Here is an 18,464-nt window from a genome sequence, read left to right as displayed (position 1 = left end):
CGCGCACCGCGGTGCCCGGGCCCGGGGCAGCGCGAGCCCCTTCAGATGAAGTTCAGCGCCGCCGCTCCGCCCACTCCCCCGAGCAGCATGAACGCCGGCATCAGGACCTTCAGCTCCACCCAGCTGCCCGCCCGGAAGCGCATCGCCTTCGGCGGCCCGATCGGGTACCAGCGCTTGCGGCCCACCGGAATCGGCCACAGGATCGGGCAGCCCGAGACCGTCAGGGCGTCGCCGATGTCATGGACCAGGGCGCCGAGCACGATCGGGAGGCCGAGCCACAGGTACTCCTGGCCAGGGGCCGTGAACAGCCAGTCCGCCCCGTTGCCCGGCTTGTCCAGGACTCCCGCCAGGATCCATGCGCTCGTCGCCCCGAGGAGCCAGACCAGGACGTCGCTCGAGACGCGGGCGGCACGCCACAGCAGGCCCTCGACCGCGAGCACCAGGTGGACGAACAGGATCGCGAGGACCGCCCACCGGCCGCCGAGGATCGCGAGCGCGGAGGCGCCCCCACCGATCAGCACCGCCCAGAGCCAGGTGTGCGTGAGGGTGCGGTGGCCTCCGGTCCTGCGCTTGTCGCCGGGTTTCTTTGTCGCCTTGTAGACGGCGTACGACAGCTTGTCGACGATCTCGCACAGCCCCCGTGACACCGGACCGAAGGCTCGCGAGATCGTCGCTGCCTTGTGGTCGAGGTCCGGCGCCAGCGCCGCGCCCGCGCAGATCAGCGCTCCGACGACGAGGACCGGCCACGGCATCGGATGACCGGCGGCAGCGGTCGCCGCGCCCACCCCCAGCCAGGCAGCCGCCCCCGACAGAGAGTGCGCCGGTCCCATCATGTGCGTGTCCCCGCCCCGTTGCAGTTGTGGTGAAGCCCAGTTGACAGGGCAGGGTACCGCCCGTGATCTTGCCGACGACGGCCGGTTCCCTCATCCGGGGAGAAGCCAGGCAAGATGGGGGGCGTGACCCTTATCGATCAGCTGCCGCCCGACGCCGACCCCGATGCCCTCTTCGAAGCCTTCTCCTCGTGGGCCGAAGGCCAGGGCATCACGCTCTACCCGGCTCAGGAGGAGGCGCTGATCGAGGTGGTATCCGGTGCCAACGTGATCCTTTCCACCCCCACCGGCTCGGGAAAGAGCCTGGTCGCCGCAGGTGCGCACTTCACGGCGCTGGCCAATGACCAGGTGACCTTCTACACCGCGCCGATCAAGGCGCTGGTGTCGGAGAAGTTCTTCGACCTGTGCAAGCTGTTCGGCACGGAGAACGTCGGCATGCTGACCGGCGACGCCTCCGTGAACGCCGACGCTCCGGTGATCTGCTGCACTGCCGAGGTGCTCGCCTCCATCGCGCTGCGGGACGGCAAGGCCGCTGACATCGGCCAGGTCGTGATGGACGAGTTCCACTTCTACGCGGAGGCGGACCGCGGCTGGGCCTGGCAGATCCCCCTCCTCGAGCTGCCGCAGGCGCAGTTCATCCTGATGTCGGCGACGCTCGGCGACGTCTCCCGGTTCGAGGCCGATCTCACCCGCCGTACGGGCCGGCCGACCTCGGTGGTGCGCTCGGTGAGCCGCCCGGTGCCGCTGTCGTACGAGTACCAGCTCACTCCGATCACCGAGACGCTGACCGAGCTTCTGGAGACCAAGCAGGCACCGGTCTACATCGTGCACTTCACGCAGGCGCAGGCCGTCGAACGGGCGCAGTCGCTGATGAGCATCAACATGTGCTCGCGCGAGGAGAAGGACAAGATCGCCGAGCTGATAGGGAACTTCCGGTTCACCACCAAGTTCGGCAAGAACCTCTCCCGGTACGTGCGCCACGGCATCGGCGTCCATCACGCGGGCATGCTGCCCAAGTACCGGCGGCTGGTGGAGAAACTCGCCCAGGCCGGTCTGCTGAAGGTCATCTGCGGCACCGACACCCTCGGCGTCGGCGTCAACGTCCCCATCCGCACGGTGCTGTTCACCGCGCTCACCAAGTACGACGGCAGCCGGGTGCGTACGCTGCGCGCCCGTGAGTTCCACCAGATCGCGGGCCGGGCCGGGCGGGCCGGCTTCGACACCGCGGGATTCGTCGTCGCCCAGGCGCCCGAGCATGTCATCGACAACGAGAAGGCGCTCGCGAAGGCCGGCGACGACCCCAAGAAGCGCCGCAAGGTGGTCCGCAAGAAGGCCCCGGAAGGCTTCGTAGGCTGGACCGAGAACACCTTCGAGAAGCTGATCGCCTCCGAGCCGGAGCCCCTCACCTCCCGGTTCAAGGTCACCAACATCATGCTGCTGTCGGTGATCGCGCGACCGGGCAACGCGTTCGACGCGATGCGCAAACTGCTCGAGGACAACCACGAGCCGCGCAAGAACCAGCTGCGCCACATCCGCCGGGCCATCGCCATCTACCGCTCGCTGCTGGACGGCGGGGTCGTGGAGCAGCTGGAGACGCCAGACGCCGAGGGCCGCACCATCCGGCTCACCGTGGACCTCCAGCAGGACTTCGCTCTCAACCAGCCGCTGTCCACGTTCGCGCTGGCCGCCTTCGAACTGCTGGACCCGGAGTCCCCGTCGTACGCCCTGGACATGGTCTCGGTCGTGGAGTCCACCCTGGACGATCCGCGCCAGATCCTCGCCGCCCAGCAGAACAAGGCCCGTGGCGAGGCCGTGGGCGCGATGAAGGCGGACGGCGTCGAGTACGAGGAGCGGATGGAGCGGCTGCAGGAGGTCTCGTACCCCAAGCCGCTCGAGGAGCTGCTGTGGCACGGGTACAACCTCTACCGGAAATCGCACCCGTGGGTCGGCGACCATCCGGTGTCGCCGAAGTCGGTCGTCCGTGACATGTACGAACGGGCGCTGTCCTTCACGGAGTTCACCTCCCACTACGAGCTGGCCCGCACCGAGGGCATCGTGCTGCGCTATCTCGCGAGCGCGTACAAGGCGCTCGACCACACCATCCCGGACGACCTGAAGACCGAGGACCTCGAGGATCTGATCGCCTGGCTGGGCGAGATGGTCCGCCAGGTCGACTCCAGCCTGCTGGACGAGTGGGAGCAGCTCGCCAACCCCGAGGTGGAGACCGCCGAGGAGGCGCAGGAGAAGGCCGACCAGGTCAAGCCGGTCACGGCGAACGCCCGTGCGTTCCGGGTGCTGGTACGCAACGCGATGTTCCGGCGGGTGGAGCTGGCCGCTCTCGACCACGTCGCCGCGCTGGGCGAGCTGGACGGCGAGTCCGGGTGGGACGAGCGGGCGTGGGGCGAGGCACTGGACGCGTACTGGGACGAGTACGACGACCTGGGCACCGGCCCCGACGCCCGCGGCCCGAAGCTGCTCGCGATCGAGGAGGATCCGGCACACGGGCTGTGGCGGGTGCGCCAGACCTTTGCCGACCCGAACGGCGACCATGACTGGGGAATCAGCGCGGAGGTCGATCTCGCGGCCTCCGACGAGGAAGGCCGGGCCGTCGTGCGCGTCACGTCCGTCGGGCAGCTGTGAGAGGACAGTGTCGATGACCAACCCCGCCGAACGGCTCGTCGATCTGCTCGACCTGGAGCAGATCGAGGTCAACATCTTCCGCGGGCTCAGCCCCAACGAGTCGCTGCAACGGGTCTTCGGCGGGCAGGTGGCCGGCCAGGCGCTGGTCGCTGCCGGGCGGACCACCGACGGCGAGCGCCCGGTGCACTCGCTGCACGCCTATTTCCTGCGGCCGGGACGCCCCGGAGTGCCGATCGTCTACCAGGTCGAACGGGTGCGGGACGGCCGGTCGTTCACCACCCGCCGGGTCACCGCGGTGCAGGAGGGCCGGACGATCTTCAATCTGACGGCGTCCTTCCACCGGCCCGAGGAGGCAGGCTTCGAGCACCAGCTGCCGCCGCGGCTGGAGTTCCCGGAGCCGGAGACGCTGCCGAGCGTCACCGACGAGATCCGCGACCATCTGGGCGCGCTGCCTGAGGCGCTGGAGCGGATGGCCCGCCGCCAGCCCTTCGACATCCGCTATGTCGACCGGCTCCGCTGGACCGAGGAGGAGGTCAAGGAGGCGGATCCGCGCAGCGCTGTGTGGATGCGCGCCGTGGGCCCGCTGGGCGACGACCCCTTGGTGCACACCTGCGCGCTGACGTACGCGAGCGACATGACGCTGCTGGACGCGGTCCGTATCCCGGTGGAGCCGCTGTGGGGGCCTCGGGGCTTCGACATGGCCTCGCTGGACCACGCGATGTGGTTCCATCGGCCGTTCCGCGCGGACGAATGGTTTCTGTACGACCAGGAGTCCCCGGTCGCCACAGGCGGCCGGGGACTGGCACGCGGCCGGATCTACGACCGGCACGGCCGGTTGCTCGTCTCGGTGGTGCAGGAGGGGTTGTTCCGCAGGCTGGGCGAGTGACCGTGGCCCGGCGTGCGCTACTTCTTGACCGGGTCGAGGCAGAGGACGAACTTCTCGGCGTCCCACTCCTGCGCGAGCGCGGCCTCGCCGACCGTGCAGGAGTTGACGTCGAAGGTGTTCTCGACGACCTTGACGACCTTGTAGTTGGCCTCCTTGTCGTCGCACTTCTTCGTCTCGACATCGGGGGCGTTGTCGGGCCCGGTGACCTTGACGCAGTCTCCGGCCTCGGCGCGCACCGGGGAGTCGAAGACGTAGCCGACGCCGAGCTTCACCACGACGGCGACGACGATCAGGGCAACGACACCGAGGAACTTCTTGAGCTTGCTCGGCTTGGCGGGCGCGGGGGCGTCGCCGGGTATGGGCCCGCCCTGCGGGGTCTGCTGCGGGTCCTGCGTGGCATCGGGGGGCGTCGGCACGGCCATGGGAGTCTTCCTCGGGGTTGCATGCTGATCGAACGCGCGCACGCTACACGAAGAATAAGAACCGTATAAACACAGGTATGAAGGAGTCCTTGATGTCCCTTTATGACATCCCGCTGCGCACTCTGACGGGCGAGGCGACGTCCCTGGCCGAGTACCGGGACCAGGCGGTCCTGCTGGTCAATGTCGCGTCCCGGTGCGGTCTTACACCGCAGTACGCGGGTCTGGAGCGGCTGCAGAAGGAGTACGGCGACCGGGGCTTCACCGTCCTCGGCGTGCCCTGCAACCAGTTCGCGGGCCAGGAGCCGGGCGACGCGGATGAGATCCAGTCGTTCTGCTCGGCGACGTACGGGGTGACGTTCCCGATGCTGGAGAAGACGGATGTGAACGGCGACGGCCGGCACCCGCTGTACACAGAGCTGACGAAGGTCGCAGATGCCGACGGCGAAGCCGGGGACATCCAGTGGAACTTCGAGAAGTTCCTGATCGGCGGGGACGGTACGGTCGTTGCCCGGATCCGCCCGCGCACGGAGCCCGAGGCCCCGGAGGTCGTTGCCGCGATCGAGGCGCTGCTGTCGGCCTGAGCCCTGGTGAAAGCGTCTGTGGCGCACTGCGATGTCGGCTCCGTTCCCCGTGCGGGGAGCGGAGCCGACGTCACATCAGGAACGTCAGCGGATCGGCATGCCCGAAAGGGTCCGGGCGATCACCAGGCGCTGGATCTCGCTGGTGCCTTCGAAGATCGTGTAGATCGCCGCGTCGCGGTGCATGCGCTCTGTTCAAGGGCCCGCACCCCCGGCAAAGTCCGTGGTTGAGCGCTTTTCGTTCGGCGTTTCCCCGGACTGATCCGCGTTCCTCCGGTATGAAGGCGGGAGATCATCTCCCAGAAATCTCCCAGGGATTGGTGGGCCGCGACCGGGCGCCACGGTGAAGAATGAGCGCGAGCCCCCCTCCGCGATTCGGAGGGGGGCTCGCCGTGCGCCAAGGGTCGCCAACGAACGGGCCATTCTTGGACTGACCCCGGCGCGTCTTGGGGGTAGACCGCTCCCTATGCCTAACGGATGCAAGAGCCAGGAGGTTGTTCACTCGTTCGAGTGAACATACGTTCGATCGCCGCACGCTGCTGCGAGCCCTGCGACCCATGCCAGGACATCGCAGAGCTGCTCGGCCTGGTGACCAGATCCGGCCACTATGACTTGTGCCAGCTCCCATACCCCGGATCAAGATCGTAAAAAGCATGCCTGCATAGGCTGACTCATGATCGTCGGGCGCCGACTGTTTGTCGAGTGCCAGGAGTACCCAGCGAACCCGTCCCGCCGTGGATCACTGAGGAGCGAAGACGTATCGGAGTCCGGGTACGCCTGGCCCGCGAGTACGCCAACCTCACCCAGGAAGGGCTGGCTGAGCTGTCCGGGGTAAAGCGGCTCACCCTCCAGAACATCGAGTCCGGCGCCACGGACACCCGCATCAGCTGGCTGCTGCGAATCGCCCGCGCTCTCGGCATCCATGTGGCAGATCTCCTCAGGTGAGCGGGCCGGCTAGGAGCGTTAACGTTCACTCACTGGCCTTACCGGTGGCAACCCTTTGGCAACGTGGTTTCCTAAGCCGAGACCAACATGTGATCAACTGTGTGGCCAGTCAGCAGCAGTCGGCCAGATTCTTGTCTCTGAGGCAAGAAGTCGCAGCTCAGCGCCGCCGCTGTCCGCTGCAGGTGCGGTGCCGCCAGTTGTCGGGTCGTGCGCCGGACGCAGAGAACTGGGGGACGAGGACGCCGTCCGCCCGGATGGGTCTGTCGCAGCAGCAGCACAGCTGGCCGGCGGTCATGCGTGTGCCCTGGCCTGGCGGGGTGGCGTCGGTAGGATTTGTCATGGCGATGCTCCGTCGTAGCAGCGTCCGAGCCCCGGGCCGGTGACACGGCCGCGGGGGTTTATGCTGCTCAGAGACTACCGCTACATGCCGCCCCATAGTGCACCATGCGGCCACCTGCGGACGCTCGGCGCACCGGGTCGCCATACGTTCCGGCCATGAGCTCCGAGCCCATCGAGTACGTGTACATGCGGGTCGCCGACACTGTGGAGGCGGAGATCCGCACTGGTCGACTGCCTCACGGGGCGAGGCTTCCGAATGAACGCGACATGGGTGTCCAGTACGGGGTGGCGCCGGGCACGGTGCGGCGGGTAGTCCGGGAGCTGCGGGACCGGGGCCTGGTCGTGACGCTGCCGAACAAGGGGACGTTCGTGGTGCGCCCGGCCGAGGGCAGCGCCGGCTGACGTAGTCTTCCGCCGTGGCGATCGAACTGACTGACGAACTCCTCGAGCTGCAGCGCGCTGCCGATGCGGCGCGCGACCAGGCGACGGGGGCGGGCTACTCCCCGAGGGCGTGGCGGCCGTGGCAGGACGCGGCGGCAGCGGTACAGGCCGCGGTCACAGCGCACGCGGCGGCGACCGGGCTGAACCGGTACGAGGTCGAGCAGGCGCTCAAGGCGGCCGTCCGGCAGCCGGCCGAGGGCTGACAGCAGCAAGCCCCGTCGCCTTGCATCAGGGGCGACGGGGCCAGAAGCAACCACCGCACTTGCTCGGTGGATTGATAGGGCCATGCTACGGGCGGGCACCGACAACGGCGGGGCTACGGCCAGGCCGCCAGCTCTCGATCGCCCACCTGGTCGGTGAGGGTGATGCGTGCCCCGGTGACGCTGCCGTACTCACCGATCCAGCTCCGGAACTTGCGGTCCGCAGTCTCCCGGTTCTCCCACCAGCCGTGCATCGCGGGCTGGCCGTCGATGGTGAGGGCGAGGCAGTAGCGCTGCTGGTCAGGCTCGGGCATGCCCCCAGCATGGCAGTCCGGACCGACAGCCGTAGACTCGAACATGTGTCCGACCCGCTGCCCAACGTCTCCCGCCTCGACAAGCTGCGCATCGTGGAGCAGTACCAGGCGCACCAGCTCGAGCGCACCCGGGCTGCCATCAAGCAGCTCGAGGCCGAGGAGGAACGCCGGCACAAGCAGGAGCGGGCCGCACGGGAGGAATCGTCGTGGAAGATCGAACCGTCCCGCGCCAAAGCCGATGCGGCGTTCGCGATCCTGCACCGCGGCGGCTGCCACATGTACAAGAATCCGATGGGCTGGCTGGACCGTGATGAGGCGCTGATCGCCCTGGCGGAGCCGGACATCGAGGCGTGCGGGATCTGCCGGCCCGACACGGCGCTCGGCATCCTCGACTAGCCTGACCTGTAGACAGGTCTACAGGTCATCTGTAGAGTGGTCTACAGAAGGGGCGAGGGTCGCACCCGGAGGGGACCACCATGCTGCTGACGATCACCAACCGGACCGGTGACTACTACGGCGACGGCAGCAGCAACCACATCTGGGAGACCCACGACAGCGACGGCACCCTCATCGCCGAACTGTACGTATCCACCGCGCGCAACGAGATCATGAACATCTGGGTCGCCGAAGACCACCGCGGCGAGGGCCACGCCCGCGCCCTGTACGAGACCGCCACCGACCAGATGGACGTCTTCCACGCACCGGCCGCCCACCGCTCACCCGAAGGCAACGCCTTCGCCGAGGCCGTCGGCGGCGAGAGCGTCGCCCCTTACGCCTGCGACTGCTACGCCTGCGACTCTCAGGAGGACTGACCCACATGCAGAGCTACGAACTCGAAGCCTGGCTAGGCGACGACCACGGCCTGAGCGACGAGCAGATCACCGAACTCCTTGACCACGCCGACGAGATCGCCGAGCGGTACCCCGACCCGGACGACAAGCCCGAGCGCGACGCCGCCCTATCCGCTGCCTACCGAATTCTCATCGGCGAGCACAACGTGGTCGAGCAACTCGCCACAGAGCGGGCCGCAGCCAAAGCCGCCGAGGCGTGCGCCCTGGCCGGCCTCCGGCAGCTGGCCATCATGCAAGCCCGAGCTGGCGAGAGCGAGTCTGGGTTCGCCCGCCGCGCCAACGTCGACCGCATGGCCGTCCGCAAGTGGCTCGACAAGCGCTGACGCGCCCGCACATGCGCCTGCCCTCCCGTGGGGAGCCGGGAGGGAGCGCGCCCCGCCCGGCCTGCCAGTCCGGGCGGGGCAAGGGGTGGCAGTCCCGACGGGGGTGCGGGACCACCAGATGCGCACAGCATGCACCCGCACATGCCCCAGGCATAGACGCGTGCACGAAGAAGGCCCACTCCGCCGGGCGGGCGTACCTAGACTCGGAAGATGCCTCGGATCACCAGGCCACCCGTTCCTCACGTCATCGACGGTGAGGACAGGTCGCTGGGCGGCAGCGCACTGTACGTGGACCTGGTCCCCTCGACCTGCTGGGGAAGCGCCGGCCGCACGGTCCTTGCCACGCAGTACGAGTGGGTGCGTATCCGCAGGATGGTCTACGAACGGGCCGGGGACGCTTGCGAGATCTGCGGCAACACGAGGGAGTCCCTGGCTGCGGCCGGCGTCGCCCCGCGCCTTCACGCCCATGAGCGGTACTCGTACAAGAAGGTGCGAGGCCGACGGATCCAGCGCCTGGAGAGGCTGGTCTGCCTGTGCATCCTCTGCGACGAGGTCACACACATCGGGCGCGCCAGCCTCGCCGGTGAGCAGTACTTCCTCCGCGCCAAGGAACACGCGAAGGCCATCAATGGGTGGTCCAACAGGGAGTTCGACAAGCACCTCAAGGCAGCCACGAAGCTATGGGCGCAGCGGAGCAAGTACGAGTGGGAGCTTGATGTGACCGTGCTGAGGAACGCTGGCGCCCGGCTACTGCCAGTGCCTTGCGCCTAGCGGCACGACAGAGCCCCTGCCGACGGGGGACGTGCAGCAGGGGCTCAGGCGCCACGCTACTGCGCGGCGCTGACAGCGGGCCGGTGTCCCGCCTTGAGTTCGGGCACGTACTTGTAGAGCGTGGTGCGGGAGATGCCGAGCAGCTTGGCGATCGAGGCGATCGATGCCTCCGGGTTCGCCAGCATGGACCGTGCATGGAGGATCTGCTCCTCCGTCATGGCCGGAGGCCTGCCAAGCCTCTGCCCTCGAGCTCGGGCTGCGGCGAGACCCTCATGGGTGCCTTGGATGATGAGCTCGCGGATGAACTCGGCGAGGGCGGCGAAGACGTGGAAGACGAGTCGGCCGCCAGGGGTCGTGGTGTCGAGCGCTTCATGTAGGGAGCGGAAACCGATGCCGTCCTTGCGGAGCCCGCCCGCGATGGTGATGAGGTCCTGGATGGAGCGGCCGAGTCGGTCGAGTGAGGGGACGACGAGGGTGTCGTTGGGGCGCAGATAGTCGAGCGCGTACTTGAGCTCTTCGCGTTCGGCGTTCTTGCCGGACTTCTTGTCGGAGAAGATTCGTTCGCATCCGGCTGCCTTGAGGGCGGCGATCTGCCGGTCGAGGTTCTGGCCCTTTGTGCTGACGCGGGCGTACCCGATGAGGGCACCTCCGCCGCCGACCGGGGCGAGGAGGTCAGGGGTGTCGGTCTGCATGGGTCCATTGTCCACAAAAGGGTGGTGGTGGGTTAGTGGACATCGAGACTTTCTGTACATCCTTTTTGGACAAGTGGACGGGTGACTATGTCCGTTTCGAGCGTGGCCTGTCCAACTAGCCAACAACCGATCGATTGTTGGACAGGTGGCTTCCCGGACACAACGAAGAGCCCCCTCCCGCCGGTTGACGGGAGGGGGCCTGTGCGTCCGGCTCAGTAGTCGCCTGACTGTCGCAGGTCGTTGGTCACCTGGTCCAGCAACTCGGGGCAGTAGTACTTCACTCCGAGCACGACCACCTCGTGGGCGTCTGCCTCCAGCGTGCCCCACTCCATTCCGATCGGGTACAGGTGCGCGCCGTCCAGCCCGAGCGTGTGGTCGACGCTGTGCCCCTTCTCGAATTCGGCGCACCACTTGGGCGGGTACTGGCGGATCTCGACGTCCATGGGGCCCTTCTCGCGCCAGCTCTCGAAGTTGCGGTCGTGCACCGCGCCGAGGAACTGCTGCTCCGGGCTGAGGCTGGGCGACTTCTTGGCGACGGGCTTGGCGTCGGTTTCTGCTCCGCTGGAGCATCCGGCGAGAGCGGCGACGAGCAGGGCAACGGTGGCGATCGCGGTGCGGGTGTGCATGGGTCTCCCAGGGGTGCGGGTCCGTCTGGGCATCATCGGGCTGCGCGGGCAGGCACGTCCCCTGTGTGACGCAATGGTTACCTGACGCAACAGACCCCCTCCCGCCGGTTGGCGGGAGGGGGCTTCGTCCCTCGGGGGTCACTTCGTACCGTTGTCTTTCTTGCCGCGCTTGACCCAGCGGGCGACGGTCTGCACGGTCGCCGTGTCGAGGGTGGCGAGGCTGCGGACGGCGGCTGTGTCGGCGCCGGTCTTCTCCACCCCGGCCTCGGTGAGCGCCGCATCCAGAAGCACCATGTTCTCGGCCTGCCCCGGTGGTTCCTCCGGTGGGCCTGGTCGTGTGGGCGGGGCCGGCTCCGGTTGAGGTTCGGCAGCGCCCATGTCGACGAGGGTGTCGGCATCCGCACCCCCGTGATCCACCCGGCGCTGCACCGGGCGCTCCCGCGGCAGCTTCTCGTCCGCCATTCGCACTCCAGTTCTCACGCGTCGATGTGGTGGATGTACTGGCGGGCCCTCTCCGACAACGGCTCAGCAGTAGGCGGCTCCAGCCCAGCCCGCCGGATATGCAGCACCAGGCCACGGACCCGGCCGACGAGCCAGCCGATCGCCTCGTCCTGATCGGCGATCCGCTGCCGCTGCGTCTCAGCCTCCGCCTCACGCAGCTGGACGCGGCGCTCGAGGCGTTCGATCGCCTTGCCCTGCTGCTCCGTGATGGCGACGAAATCGTCGCGGCGCTCCTGCTTCGGTGTGCGCCGTGCAGAGCGAGCCGCCCACACGCCCGCGCCCGCGGTAGCGACGGATACGCCGACCGACGCCCAGGTCTCAGGATTCATAGGGAGGCTCCGCGCTCTTTCGGCGGGGCGGCTCCTGCCACCCCAGCACCACCATGATCGGGACGGTGATGGCCGCCCACACCGCAGCCGCAGCCCATCCCCGCGGGTACCCCCCCAGCAGCCACGAGGCGAGGTACGACGCCATCCACGGCACCACGATGACGACGAGAGCGCAGAAGCCGGGAGCGTCCCGCCCCTGCGGCAGCCACGCGCACACCAGGGCAATCAGCCCGGCAGCGATCCAGCCCCACGCCCACACCTGCAGCGGCGCCCACGACAGCAGCAGCGCCAGGCCACGCTGTTCCGGCTGCGGCTGTACGAGCTGCCCCCAGCCGATGAGCAGCCAGACGACGCCGTAACAGGAGAGGATCGCGCCGCGGCGGCCAAGCATGCGCATCAGCCGCCGCAGCAGACGGCACCGCACTCAGACCCCAGAGAGCGAGGACTTGGCCGGCGTCGGGGAGACCTGCCCGCGGGTGAGGAGTCCGAGGACGGCGAGGACTACGGCGTTGAGGGCGCCGACGGTCTCAGGCCCAACCTCGAACCCGTAGGCAGCGAGGAGAGCGACCGCTGCGGCGACGAGACCGGTGAACGCGCTGGGGGCGATCGGCCGGGTCATGGCCGCAGTGACAGCGGCGAACACGGCGGACAGCACGGCGACGAGGGCACCGGCCTGCTCGCCGCTGAGGCCGACGTTGAAGGTGACCAGCAGCGACAGGGCGGCGCTGATCGTGGCGATGACGAGCGCAGGCTCGCGCCCGAAGATGGTCTTCATGAGGGGATCCGTTTCTGCGTGGCCTGGCCCAGGGCAGGGTCAGGAAGTCGAGGTGTCGGCGACGTCGAGACGGATGTCCACCGACTCGATCGCGGCAGTCAGTTCGGCGACGATCGCGGCAGGGTCGAGGTCGCCGACATCGGCGGCGAGTTTGGCGACCGTGTCGACGAGCTGCTTGTTCACGGTGGCCATGACGTCGAGGCGCTTCTCGACGGCGCGGACGCGGGCGTTGGTGTCCTTGGTGTACGAGTCGAGGCGCCACGTGGGGTTGGTCTTGACGTCGGGGGCGTCGGGCGGCGCGGTGATGGCGTCGAGTGCGAGTACCTTCCGTGCGATCTTCTCGATCTCGGCATCGGTGAGCGGCACGTCTTCCTCCTGCGGGCTGGGCTTGATGCCGGTGGCGTGGGCGAGGACGCGGGCGAAGTCGATGTCGCCCGGGTCGCCGTGGTCGTTCTCGGGTACGTGCTGGTGGCCGAGCCAGCCGTAGTAGGCGTTCCACTGGGAGCCCGACAGGCGGACCCCGTTGGCGCCGTAGGATCCGCCGACCTGGCCCTTGTTGTAGGGCTTCCACGTGACGGTCGAGCGCAGCGCCACGTTGTGCTCGTCGTGCGCCCACTTCACGAACTTGGCGAGCTCGGCCAGTGCCCAGTCGGGGGCGTCGGGCCAGAAGATGTAGTCGACGCCGGCGCGCTTGCCGTCCCAGCTGGTGGCGTGGCGTTCGTCGCAGGTGCCGACGAGCTCGATCTGCACTGCGTTCGCGGTGTTCGTGTCGACACCGCCGCTGCGATTGACCAGGGCGCGGCTCGAGACGTCGAAGTCGAAATGCTGGTACCAGCGCAGGCGCCGGTTCGGGATGTCGGGCAGCGCGGTGAAGTTGGGGGCCGACGCGCCGCTGCCGTAAGAGGGGACAGTCCGGCCCTCGGTGGTGTGGACGACGCCGACGTTCGACTCCATTGCGGAGCCGCCGTACTTCGTCTGCCACCAGTACGCGGTCGACGCTCCCGGGTAGCGCTGCGGGCCTGTCTTGGCCATGCGGTCCCCCATTCAGGGCATGAAAAAAGGCCCTGGTGGGCCGGAGTTGGTTGAGGTCAGAGGCTGTACATGACGCCGTTCAAGCTCATCCACGGCGGCTTGTCCGTCGTCGTATTGGTGCCGACTGCCAACAGATGGCCGCCGGTCTGCGCGTCCACCTTCAGCGAGTTCACGGTGGACGATGCGGCCGAGCAGGCGGCGGCAATGGTCCGCAGCGAGGAGGGGCGGGCAGAGGTCGGCAGGGCCGAGTTGGTGAAAATTCCGGTGTTGGCGATGGCGCCGCCGCCGCCGGTGTAGGTGATGCCGAGTCCGCCGCGCAGCTGGACACTCAACTCGCCGTAAAAGTTGATCACCCTGTACTGGCAGGTCCCGTTCGAATTGCCGTCGTGAGAGAACCCGGCTGCCAGGCTGATGGTGGTCCACGCGGAAGCGCCGGCGGCCATGACGACCCACGCGGTGCCGTCGTACATGGTCATGAGCTTCTCGGTCTCGAGGAACGCTTGCATGCCCGCCACCGGTGACAGGACGGTCGCGTTGCGGGTCGAAGCCGAGGTGAACCGCATGACGCTCTGGGCGACGATCTCGTTCATCGCCGTGCCGATGGTCCCGATATTCGGCGCGTCCGTCAGGGCGGGGATCGCGATGCTCTGCCCGTAGTCGTCTGTTGCCATCAGCCGCTCGCCTCCTGCACCGTGACCTGGTCAAACGAGCTGGGGGCTTGCGGCGTCCACGTCTTGTGCCGGCTGATTCGCAGCGTCGGGTGAGCGGCTTTCAGCGCATTGTCGACGACGTCGACGATGGCCGCCAGATCGGCATCGGACAGCACCTCTGCCATGTCCCACGGGATCGCCAGCGACGACGAAAACAGATCGTCAGCGAACCAGTACAGCGTCAGCGGCGCGTAGTAGGAAGCGACGCCGTCGTCCGGCGGAGTGAGTGCCATGGTGGTCCTTTCAGGCTTCGCGGTACCAGCCCTGGATGGTGATCGTGCCGCCGGAGCTGACGAGGTCGGCCCCGGTGATGTTCAAGTCGCGGTTGGTTGCGTCGTTGGACGAGGTCCGCAGCCGGTCTGTCGTGCCGCCGCTGCCGCTGGTGAAGAACACGGCTTGCCCGTTGCCGACATGGCTGCCGTTCGGGCCCACCGACTCGGTGTGCATGGTGAGGACTTGGCGGGTGCCGCGGTACACGGCGGTGGGCATGTCGACCATGACGAGGCCTCCGCCGGATCCGACCGCGTTCACGGCCAGGTAGACGCAGACGTTCACGAGCCCGTTGCCGGTGCGCTGCCACCAGCCGGTGCGCGTGGTCCACGTGGCGCTGCCGGCGTTGGTGACGGTGGGCGTGTAGGTGGTCCAGTCGCTAGCGGCGGGCTGGGCCTGCCGTCCGACCGCGACCCACGCGCCGGACGAGAAGACGCTGAGGACGATGACGTCTCCGACCACCGGGTTGCGGTACATCTCCAGTCGGCGGGCGATGATGCCGTCTGTCGTGGTGATGGTGCCGTCCGTGCCGACCGTTCCCACGACGGCGAGCCGGCCGTCGCCGCCTCGGACCGTTGCGGTGCCGGAGCCGACGCGGACGGTCTCCTGCCGCATCGCGTCGGCAAGAGCCCTGGCCACCGACTGGGAGGAGCTCACGATCCCTCCTTCGCCGAAATGGTCTGCAGCGTGAAGGACCCGCCCGGCTCGAGCGGCACGGTAAAGCTGTGCACCTGGTGCAGCTCTTTACTGCCGTCGGGGTAGACGACGCGGACCACGTCGCCCGGCGCCAAGGCGGGGTTCGGCAGGCTACTGATGTCCGCGGACGCGTTCGGCGCCTTCGCTGACCGCAGCTTCAAGACGGCCGCTGACGTGCACTGCCCGGTCGTCGTCAAGGTCGAGCTGCTGTAGAAAAAGGGGCGGTGTCCGAACGGCCCGTCCCAGTAGGTGGGCGAGCCGGAATCTTCGTCGACGACGAGGTCGCTGACCGGGGCTGTGCCCGACTCCGAGTTCTCGCCTCTCGCCAGGACGCCGTTGTAGACGCCGTCGGTGGACATGCCGCGGCTGGCCTGGACGTAGGCGCCGCCCTCGCCTGCACTGATGGTCCACGCGGGGTCGACCTCGAGCAGGTCGGGCAGCACGTCGATGACGAACACACCGTCCGGGTCTGCGTACACCTCGGCGCCGAGAGCTGCGGCGATCTCGGTGACCGCGGCCCACGGGTCGCCCTCGACATCCCAGGTGCGGGCCCCGATCGTGGCGTCCACCACGCCCGATCCGGTGATGACCGTCGCGGTGGGGATGCTGCGCTGGATCAGGTCCTCGATCGCCCCGACCGCCAGGCCGGATGCCCGGTACGGCTCGGTGAATTTGTCGTCGGCGACCACACACTCGAGCGACTTGCCGCTGATGGTCACCGGCCCTTCGTCGACGTCGCCGCTGACCTCGTCGACCCTGAACACTCCGAGCGGCACGAGCTCTTGCGTGCCGTCCGTGTAGGCGACGCCGCGACTGATACGCAGCGTCGCCCCATACACGGCAAGTTTGTCCGTTGGGGACCGCGGGATCAGGCTCGTGTCGGCAAGCGTGACCGAGCAGGTGCGGCGGCACTGCGACGAGCGGTCCACCGAGACCGAGCCGCCGGTGTGCTCCAGCGTCTCCACCAGACCGTCCGTGCGGAACAGGACCACTTCGCTGATCGGGGTGTGGTCCTCGACGATGGTCTGCAGGAAGCGGTCGGAGACTGTGTACATCTAGCCTCCGATCGGCCGGTTGAAAAGCACGTCTTCCCACGTGGCGTACCGGTCGAGGGCCTCCTGCCACGTACTGAATTCCGTGAGGATGTCCTGCCAGGTGCGGCCCGCGGATCCGGCGACGCCGACGGAGACGGGCATGTCCGCCTGCCGCAGAGGCAGCGTCCACTCCCGCCACTGCTCCGGGGCGTAGGGGCTGACGCGAGCCTCGGTGACCTGGCCGACGTTGACGTACATGTCCGCGACGCCCATGCCCGGTGCGGCCTGCCACAAGACCACGTTTCCGGAGTCGAGGAGCCAGTGCAGGGCGGCCCGCTCATCGTCGTTCCGGGTCCAGACGACGAGGTCGCCCTCTAGCCCTCCACGCACATCCGAGAGGACGACCGAATTGCGCCGGCCGCGGACCCGGAACTCGCTCTGGCTGATGGGCCGCTGCCAGTCGGGCGGCTGTTTGACCAGCATCTTCATGTTGCGCTGCGGCTGGCCGGGGTCTTTGATCCAGGCTTCGTTGGCGTCGGCGTGGGTGAGCGTCACCGTGTCGGTGGTGCGGTCCGCCGTCACCACGCCGCTCGTGTCGCGGGACTCGCTGTAGTAGTAGAAGGGGACGCCGAGCGGGGCCTCGTAGTCCTCGACGACGTAGACATCCGAGGTGATGGTCGCGCGGTCGATGAGCCCGTCGGCGCCGCGCACGAGGGTGCGGGTGCCGTCCGCGGTCACCCGCCACACGGTGAGCGTGGACGTGATCGGCAGCTCCCGCAGCGTCACCGTGGTGGACGCCGTCTCATCGTGAGTGACGACCTCTTCAATCGGCAGCGAGTGCCACAGGGCTGCCTTGTCCAGGCGGACCACTGACGAGACGGAGGTGGCGGTGAGCGTGTACTCGATCGCCGCCTGCGTCGCCCCAGTCGGCGCCGTATGGGATGCCGACAGAGCCCACCAGTCCGGCGTCGGGATGGCGCCCACCGTGCTGGACGTGGCGCCAAGGTCGACATTAGCGGCGTCGTACCAGCGGATGCTGCGGGTGATGTTCCATCCGCCGGCGCTGACCTTCGCGCAGATCTCGCTCGTCCACTCCTGCCCGCCTGCGAGACCGATCGGATACTTCGCCGACCGGATCACCGACGTGGTCGCCGTGGCACTGGACACGTTCATGGAGTAGAAGCCCTCGAGCGCGTCAGTCCCCCACGGGGTGAGGCGGGCCAGGGTGGCGACGCCCGAGACCACGGTCCACGAGCCGATGCCGCGCTCGAAAGCGGCATCGTCGTAGGGCACGACGGAGCCCTCGCGCAGGACCGGGGCTGTCGTGATGACAGCCCCGTCCGTGCGCAGCACCTGCGCGGCGGTCGCCGTGTCCAACCCGAACGCCACCGAGGCGTAGGCGGCGTTGGCTGGGGCTACGCCGGATACGCGCTGCTGGTACCAACCCGTTGAGGGCGCCGACAAGTTGGCTTTCGTCGCGGCGATCTGGGCGCTCGAGGCATCGTAGAACCGCAGCTCGATCCACGCCGCGGTCCCGCTCGCCGGGGGGTTGAGGTGGGCATACCCGCGGTATTCGACGCCGGGTGTGACCGCCGCCAAATCTGTGCTGCGAAAGTTCGCGGCAGCGGTCGCCGTGACTGTCATCGTGGCGACGTGGCCGCCCACTGTGTAGCTGGTGGTCGGCCACGACACCATCGGCGCCGTGCGGGACATCGTGCAGTTGGTGACCGCCAGGTACGGCCAGCCGGTTGCCCGCTCCGACGTCTCTGTGTTCGCAGCCAGCAAGTTGCCCGTCGTCTTCCACGGAGGGCCCAGATAGATGTTGTCGAAGAATTGGTTGACGTTGCCCGCGGCGGGGGTCGAGGAGAAGATGACCTGCGCGTAGACGGCGTCGGCCGGAGCCACGTCCGCCACGGCAATCCTGTGCCACGAGGCCGAGGCTGTAGCTGTCGTCAGCGACCAGGAGATGGAGATCTCCGTGCCGAGCAGGCGGAGCCAGCGGATACCGATCCGCTCCGGCACCGTCGCACCCGACGCGTCCGAGAACGCCTCGTACTCCTGGCCTGCGACGACGCTGTAGAAGGAGGCGGTGCGGCACTGCATCTCGCCGGCCGCGACCGACTTCATGAGCAGGCAGCCGGTGGTGACCGACCCGCCCGTACCTCGGCTGATCGTGCAGTTGGTTTTCGCCACCCAGCCCGACGTGTTCGGGTCGATCGTGCTGGTCGTCTCGCTGAGGAAATTCCCGGGGATCGCCAC

General features: G+C 68.2%; 25 protein-coding genes and 1 pseudogene. 10 read left to right on the top strand and 16 right to left on the bottom strand.

Features of this window, described 5'->3' with window-relative positions; all coding sequences use genetic code 11:
- Positions 1 to 41: 41 nt before the first annotated feature.
- A complete protein-coding gene (locus ACFYWI_RS22780) occupies positions 42 to 833 on the bottom strand; it encodes a metal-dependent hydrolase (RefSeq protein WP_389235516.1) in 792 nt (263 codons plus the stop codon).
- Positions 834 to 956: 123 nt separating this feature from the next.
- On the opposite strand from ACFYWI_RS22780, the gene ACFYWI_RS22775 reads away from it, so the two are divergent.
- Together ACFYWI_RS22775 and ACFYWI_RS22770 are read left to right on the top strand one after the other, a co-directional pair.
- A complete protein-coding gene (locus ACFYWI_RS22775) occupies positions 957 to 3,470 on the top strand; it encodes a DEAD/DEAH box helicase (protein ID WP_389235513.1) in 2,514 nt (837 codons plus the stop codon).
- Positions 3,471 to 3,483: 13 nt separating this feature from the next.
- Complete coding sequence (locus ACFYWI_RS22770) at positions 3,484 to 4,356, top strand: acyl-CoA thioesterase (RefSeq protein ID WP_389235510.1); 873 nt, start codon at positions 3,484 to 3,486, stop codon at positions 4,354 to 4,356.
- 17 nt (positions 4,357 to 4,373) lie between these two features.
- On the opposite strand, the gene ACFYWI_RS22765 is transcribed toward ACFYWI_RS22770, so the two are convergent.
- Complete coding sequence (locus ACFYWI_RS22765; RefSeq protein WP_389235507.1) at positions 4,374 to 4,778, bottom strand: hypothetical protein; 405 nt, start codon at positions 4,776 to 4,778, stop codon at positions 4,374 to 4,376.
- A gap of 92 nt (positions 4,779 to 4,870) precedes the next feature.
- On the opposite strand from ACFYWI_RS22765, the gene ACFYWI_RS22760 reads away from it, so the two are divergent.
- Positions 4,871 to 5,359, top strand: coding sequence for a glutathione peroxidase (locus ACFYWI_RS22760; protein WP_389235505.1), 489 nt, complete (start codon positions 4,871 to 4,873; stop codon positions 5,357 to 5,359).
- 84 nt (positions 5,360 to 5,443) lie between these two features.
- Here the strand turns inward: ACFYWI_RS22760 and ACFYWI_RS22755 are convergent.
- A pseudogene (locus tag ACFYWI_RS22755) lies at positions 5,444 to 5,548 on the bottom strand (acyl-CoA dehydrogenase family protein); the annotation flags it as partial.
- Between the two features lie 510 nt (positions 5,549 to 6,058).
- Between ACFYWI_RS22755 and ACFYWI_RS22750 the strand changes: the two are divergent.
- The 3 genes from ACFYWI_RS22750 to ACFYWI_RS22740 all read left to right on the top strand — a co-directional run bounded on the left by ACFYWI_RS22750 (position 6,059) and on the right by ACFYWI_RS22740 (position 7,284).
- Positions 6,059 to 6,301, top strand: a complete 243-nt coding sequence (locus tag ACFYWI_RS22750; protein WP_389235502.1) for a helix-turn-helix domain-containing protein — start codon at positions 6,059 to 6,061, stop codon at positions 6,299 to 6,301.
- Positions 6,302 to 6,796: 495 nt separating this feature from the next.
- Positions 6,797 to 7,042 carry a GntR family transcriptional regulator gene (locus ACFYWI_RS22745; RefSeq protein WP_389235499.1) on the top strand — a complete coding sequence of 82 codons (246 nt, stop codon included), beginning with the start codon at positions 6,797 to 6,799 and terminating at the stop codon, positions 7,040 to 7,042.
- A gap of 14 nt (positions 7,043 to 7,056) precedes the next feature.
- Positions 7,057 to 7,284 carry a hypothetical protein gene (locus tag ACFYWI_RS22740; protein WP_389235496.1) on the top strand — a complete coding sequence of 76 codons (228 nt, stop codon included), beginning with the start codon at positions 7,057 to 7,059 and terminating at the stop codon, positions 7,282 to 7,284.
- A 113-nt stretch (positions 7,285 to 7,397) separates the two neighbouring features.
- Here the strand turns inward: ACFYWI_RS22740 and ACFYWI_RS22735 are convergent, their stop codons facing one another.
- Positions 7,398 to 7,595: a hypothetical protein gene (locus ACFYWI_RS22735; RefSeq protein WP_389235493.1), complete on the bottom strand. Its 198-nt coding sequence runs from the start codon at positions 7,593 to 7,595 to the stop codon at positions 7,398 to 7,400.
- 45 nt (positions 7,596 to 7,640) lie between these two features.
- On the opposite strand from ACFYWI_RS22735, the gene ACFYWI_RS22730 reads away from it, so the two are divergent.
- The 4 genes from ACFYWI_RS22730 (at position 7,641) to ACFYWI_RS22715 (ending at position 9,540) form a co-directional block, all read left to right on the top strand.
- A complete protein-coding gene (locus ACFYWI_RS22730) occupies positions 7,641 to 7,991 on the top strand; it encodes a DUF6233 domain-containing protein (protein WP_389235490.1) in 351 nt (116 codons plus the stop codon).
- An 80-nt stretch (positions 7,992 to 8,071) separates the two neighbouring features.
- Positions 8,072 to 8,407, top strand: coding sequence for a GNAT family N-acetyltransferase (locus ACFYWI_RS22725; protein WP_389235487.1), 336 nt, complete (start codon positions 8,072 to 8,074; stop codon positions 8,405 to 8,407).
- A 5-nt stretch (positions 8,408 to 8,412) separates the two neighbouring features.
- A complete protein-coding gene (locus tag ACFYWI_RS22720) occupies positions 8,413 to 8,769 on the top strand; it encodes a hypothetical protein (protein ID WP_389235484.1) in 357 nt (118 codons plus the stop codon).
- A 210-nt stretch (positions 8,770 to 8,979) separates the two neighbouring features.
- On the top strand, positions 8,980 to 9,540 hold the full coding sequence (locus tag ACFYWI_RS22715; RefSeq protein WP_389235481.1) for a DNA primase: 561 nt from the start codon (positions 8,980 to 8,982) through the stop codon (positions 9,538 to 9,540).
- 56 nt (positions 9,541 to 9,596) lie between these two features.
- Here ACFYWI_RS22715 and ACFYWI_RS22710 read toward each other — a convergent pair whose 3' ends face one another.
- From ACFYWI_RS22710 to ACFYWI_RS22655, 12 genes are all read right to left on the bottom strand, one after another.
- Positions 9,597 to 10,232 (bottom strand): recombinase family protein, encoded by a 636-nt coding sequence (locus ACFYWI_RS22710; protein WP_389235478.1) that lies wholly within the window; start codon positions 10,230 to 10,232, stop codon positions 9,597 to 9,599.
- A 212-nt stretch (positions 10,233 to 10,444) separates the two neighbouring features.
- Positions 10,445 to 10,858 (bottom strand): hypothetical protein, encoded by a 414-nt coding sequence (locus ACFYWI_RS22705; RefSeq protein WP_389235475.1) that lies wholly within the window; start codon positions 10,856 to 10,858, stop codon positions 10,445 to 10,447.
- 138 nt (positions 10,859 to 10,996) lie between these two features.
- Positions 10,997 to 11,320: a hypothetical protein gene (locus ACFYWI_RS22700; RefSeq protein ID WP_389235472.1), complete on the bottom strand. Its 324-nt coding sequence runs from the start codon at positions 11,318 to 11,320 to the stop codon at positions 10,997 to 10,999.
- 14 nt (positions 11,321 to 11,334) lie between these two features.
- A complete protein-coding gene (locus ACFYWI_RS22695; protein WP_389235469.1) occupies positions 11,335 to 11,688 on the bottom strand; it encodes a hypothetical protein in 354 nt (117 codons plus the stop codon).
- Entirely contained in the window at positions 11,678 to 12,085 is a 408-nt protein-coding gene (locus ACFYWI_RS22690; protein WP_389235466.1) for a hypothetical protein, read from the bottom strand. Before ACFYWI_RS22690 ends, ACFYWI_RS22695 begins: the two co-directional genes overlap by 11 nt.
- 27 nt (positions 12,086 to 12,112) lie before the next feature.
- Positions 12,113 to 12,463, bottom strand: a complete 351-nt coding sequence (locus tag ACFYWI_RS22685) for a hypothetical protein (protein ID WP_389235463.1) — start codon at positions 12,461 to 12,463, stop codon at positions 12,113 to 12,115.
- A gap of 39 nt (positions 12,464 to 12,502) precedes the next feature.
- Complete coding sequence (locus ACFYWI_RS22680) at positions 12,503 to 13,495, bottom strand: hypothetical protein (protein WP_389235460.1); 993 nt, start codon at positions 13,493 to 13,495, stop codon at positions 12,503 to 12,505.
- Between the two features lie 56 nt (positions 13,496 to 13,551).
- Positions 13,552 to 14,085 (bottom strand): hypothetical protein, encoded by a 534-nt coding sequence (locus ACFYWI_RS22675; RefSeq protein ID WP_389235457.1) that lies wholly within the window; start codon positions 14,083 to 14,085, stop codon positions 13,552 to 13,554.
- A gap of 80 nt (positions 14,086 to 14,165) precedes the next feature.
- Entirely contained in the window at positions 14,166 to 14,438 is a 273-nt protein-coding gene (locus ACFYWI_RS22670) for a hypothetical protein (protein WP_389235454.1), read from the bottom strand.
- Between the two features lie 10 nt (positions 14,439 to 14,448).
- A complete protein-coding gene (locus tag ACFYWI_RS22665; RefSeq protein WP_389235451.1) occupies positions 14,449 to 15,132 on the bottom strand; it encodes a hypothetical protein in 684 nt (227 codons plus the stop codon).
- The gene (locus ACFYWI_RS22660; RefSeq protein ID WP_389235448.1) at positions 15,129 to 16,226 is read right to left on the bottom strand and encodes a DUF5047 domain-containing protein; all 1,098 of its coding nucleotides are present in this window, start codon (positions 16,224 to 16,226) and stop codon (positions 15,129 to 15,131) included. The genes ACFYWI_RS22665 and ACFYWI_RS22660 overlap by 4 nt, the downstream gene beginning before the upstream one ends.
- Complete coding sequence (locus tag ACFYWI_RS22655; RefSeq protein WP_389235445.1) at positions 16,227 to 18,464, bottom strand: hypothetical protein; 2,238 nt, start codon at positions 18,462 to 18,464, stop codon at positions 16,227 to 16,229. It abuts the gene before it with no gap.

The sequence above is a fragment of the Streptomyces sp. NPDC002889 genome (assembly GCF_042888425.1).
Taxonomy (GTDB): domain Bacteria; phylum Actinomycetota; class Actinomycetes; order Streptomycetales; family Streptomycetaceae; genus Streptomyces.
This window is presented reverse-complemented; position numbering and strand designations above follow the sequence as displayed.

What these genes read in the sequence shown, in the direction of transcription:
- ACFYWI_RS22705 (WP_389235475.1), bottom strand. Translation starts at nt 10,858, where the DNA reads ATGCACACCCGCACCGCGATCGCCACCGTTGCCCTGCTCGTCGCCGCT.
- ACFYWI_RS22720 (WP_389235484.1), top strand. Translation starts at nt 8,413, where the DNA reads ATGCAGAGCTACGAACTCGAAGCCTGGCTAGGCGACGACCACGGCCTG.
- ACFYWI_RS22660 (WP_389235448.1), bottom strand. Translation starts at nt 16,226, where the DNA reads ATGTACACAGTCTCCGACCGCTTCCTGCAGACCATCGTCGAGGACCAC.
- ACFYWI_RS22725 (WP_389235487.1), top strand. Translation starts at nt 8,072, where the DNA reads ATGCTGCTGACGATCACCAACCGGACCGGTGACTACTACGGCGACGGC.
- ACFYWI_RS22735 (WP_389235493.1), bottom strand. Translation starts at nt 7,595, where the DNA reads ATGCCCGAGCCTGACCAGCAGCGCTACTGCCTCGCCCTCACCATCGAC.
- ACFYWI_RS22715 (WP_389235481.1), top strand. Translation starts at nt 8,980, where the DNA reads ATGCCTCGGATCACCAGGCCACCCGTTCCTCACGTCATCGACGGTGAG.
- ACFYWI_RS22700 (WP_389235472.1), bottom strand. Translation starts at nt 11,320, where the DNA reads ATGGCGGACGAGAAGCTGCCGCGGGAGCGCCCGGTGCAGCGCCGGGTG.
- ACFYWI_RS22680 (WP_389235460.1), bottom strand. Translation starts at nt 13,495, where the DNA reads ATGGCCAAGACAGGCCCGCAGCGCTACCCGGGAGCGTCGACCGCGTAC.
- ACFYWI_RS22670 (WP_389235454.1), bottom strand. Translation starts at nt 14,438, where the DNA reads ATGGCACTCACTCCGCCGGACGACGGCGTCGCTTCCTACTACGCGCCG.
- ACFYWI_RS22710 (WP_389235478.1), bottom strand. Translation starts at nt 10,232, where the DNA reads ATGCAGACCGACACCCCTGACCTCCTCGCCCCGGTCGGCGGCGGAGGT.
- ACFYWI_RS22685 (WP_389235463.1), bottom strand. Translation starts at nt 12,463, where the DNA reads ATGAAGACCATCTTCGGGCGCGAGCCTGCGCTCGTCATCGCCACGATC.
- ACFYWI_RS22770 (WP_389235510.1), top strand. Translation starts at nt 3,484, where the DNA reads ATGACCAACCCCGCCGAACGGCTCGTCGATCTGCTCGACCTGGAGCAG.
- ACFYWI_RS22765 (WP_389235507.1), bottom strand. Translation starts at nt 4,778, where the DNA reads ATGGCCGTGCCGACGCCCCCCGATGCCACGCAGGACCCGCAGCAGACC.
- ACFYWI_RS22675 (WP_389235457.1), bottom strand. Translation starts at nt 14,085, where the DNA reads ATGAACGAGATCGTCGCCCAGAGCGTCATGCGGTTCACCTCGGCTTCG.
- ACFYWI_RS22695 (WP_389235469.1), bottom strand. Translation starts at nt 11,688, where the DNA reads ATGAATCCTGAGACCTGGGCGTCGGTCGGCGTATCCGTCGCTACCGCG.
- ACFYWI_RS22760 (WP_389235505.1), top strand. Translation starts at nt 4,871, where the DNA reads ATGTCCCTTTATGACATCCCGCTGCGCACTCTGACGGGCGAGGCGACG.
- ACFYWI_RS22690 (WP_389235466.1), bottom strand. Translation starts at nt 12,085, where the DNA reads ATGCGCATGCTTGGCCGCCGCGGCGCGATCCTCTCCTGTTACGGCGTC.
- ACFYWI_RS22745 (WP_389235499.1), top strand. Translation starts at nt 6,797, where the DNA reads ATGAGCTCCGAGCCCATCGAGTACGTGTACATGCGGGTCGCCGACACT.
- ACFYWI_RS22780 (WP_389235516.1), bottom strand. Translation starts at nt 833, where the DNA reads ATGATGGGACCGGCGCACTCTCTGTCGGGGGCGGCTGCCTGGCTGGGG.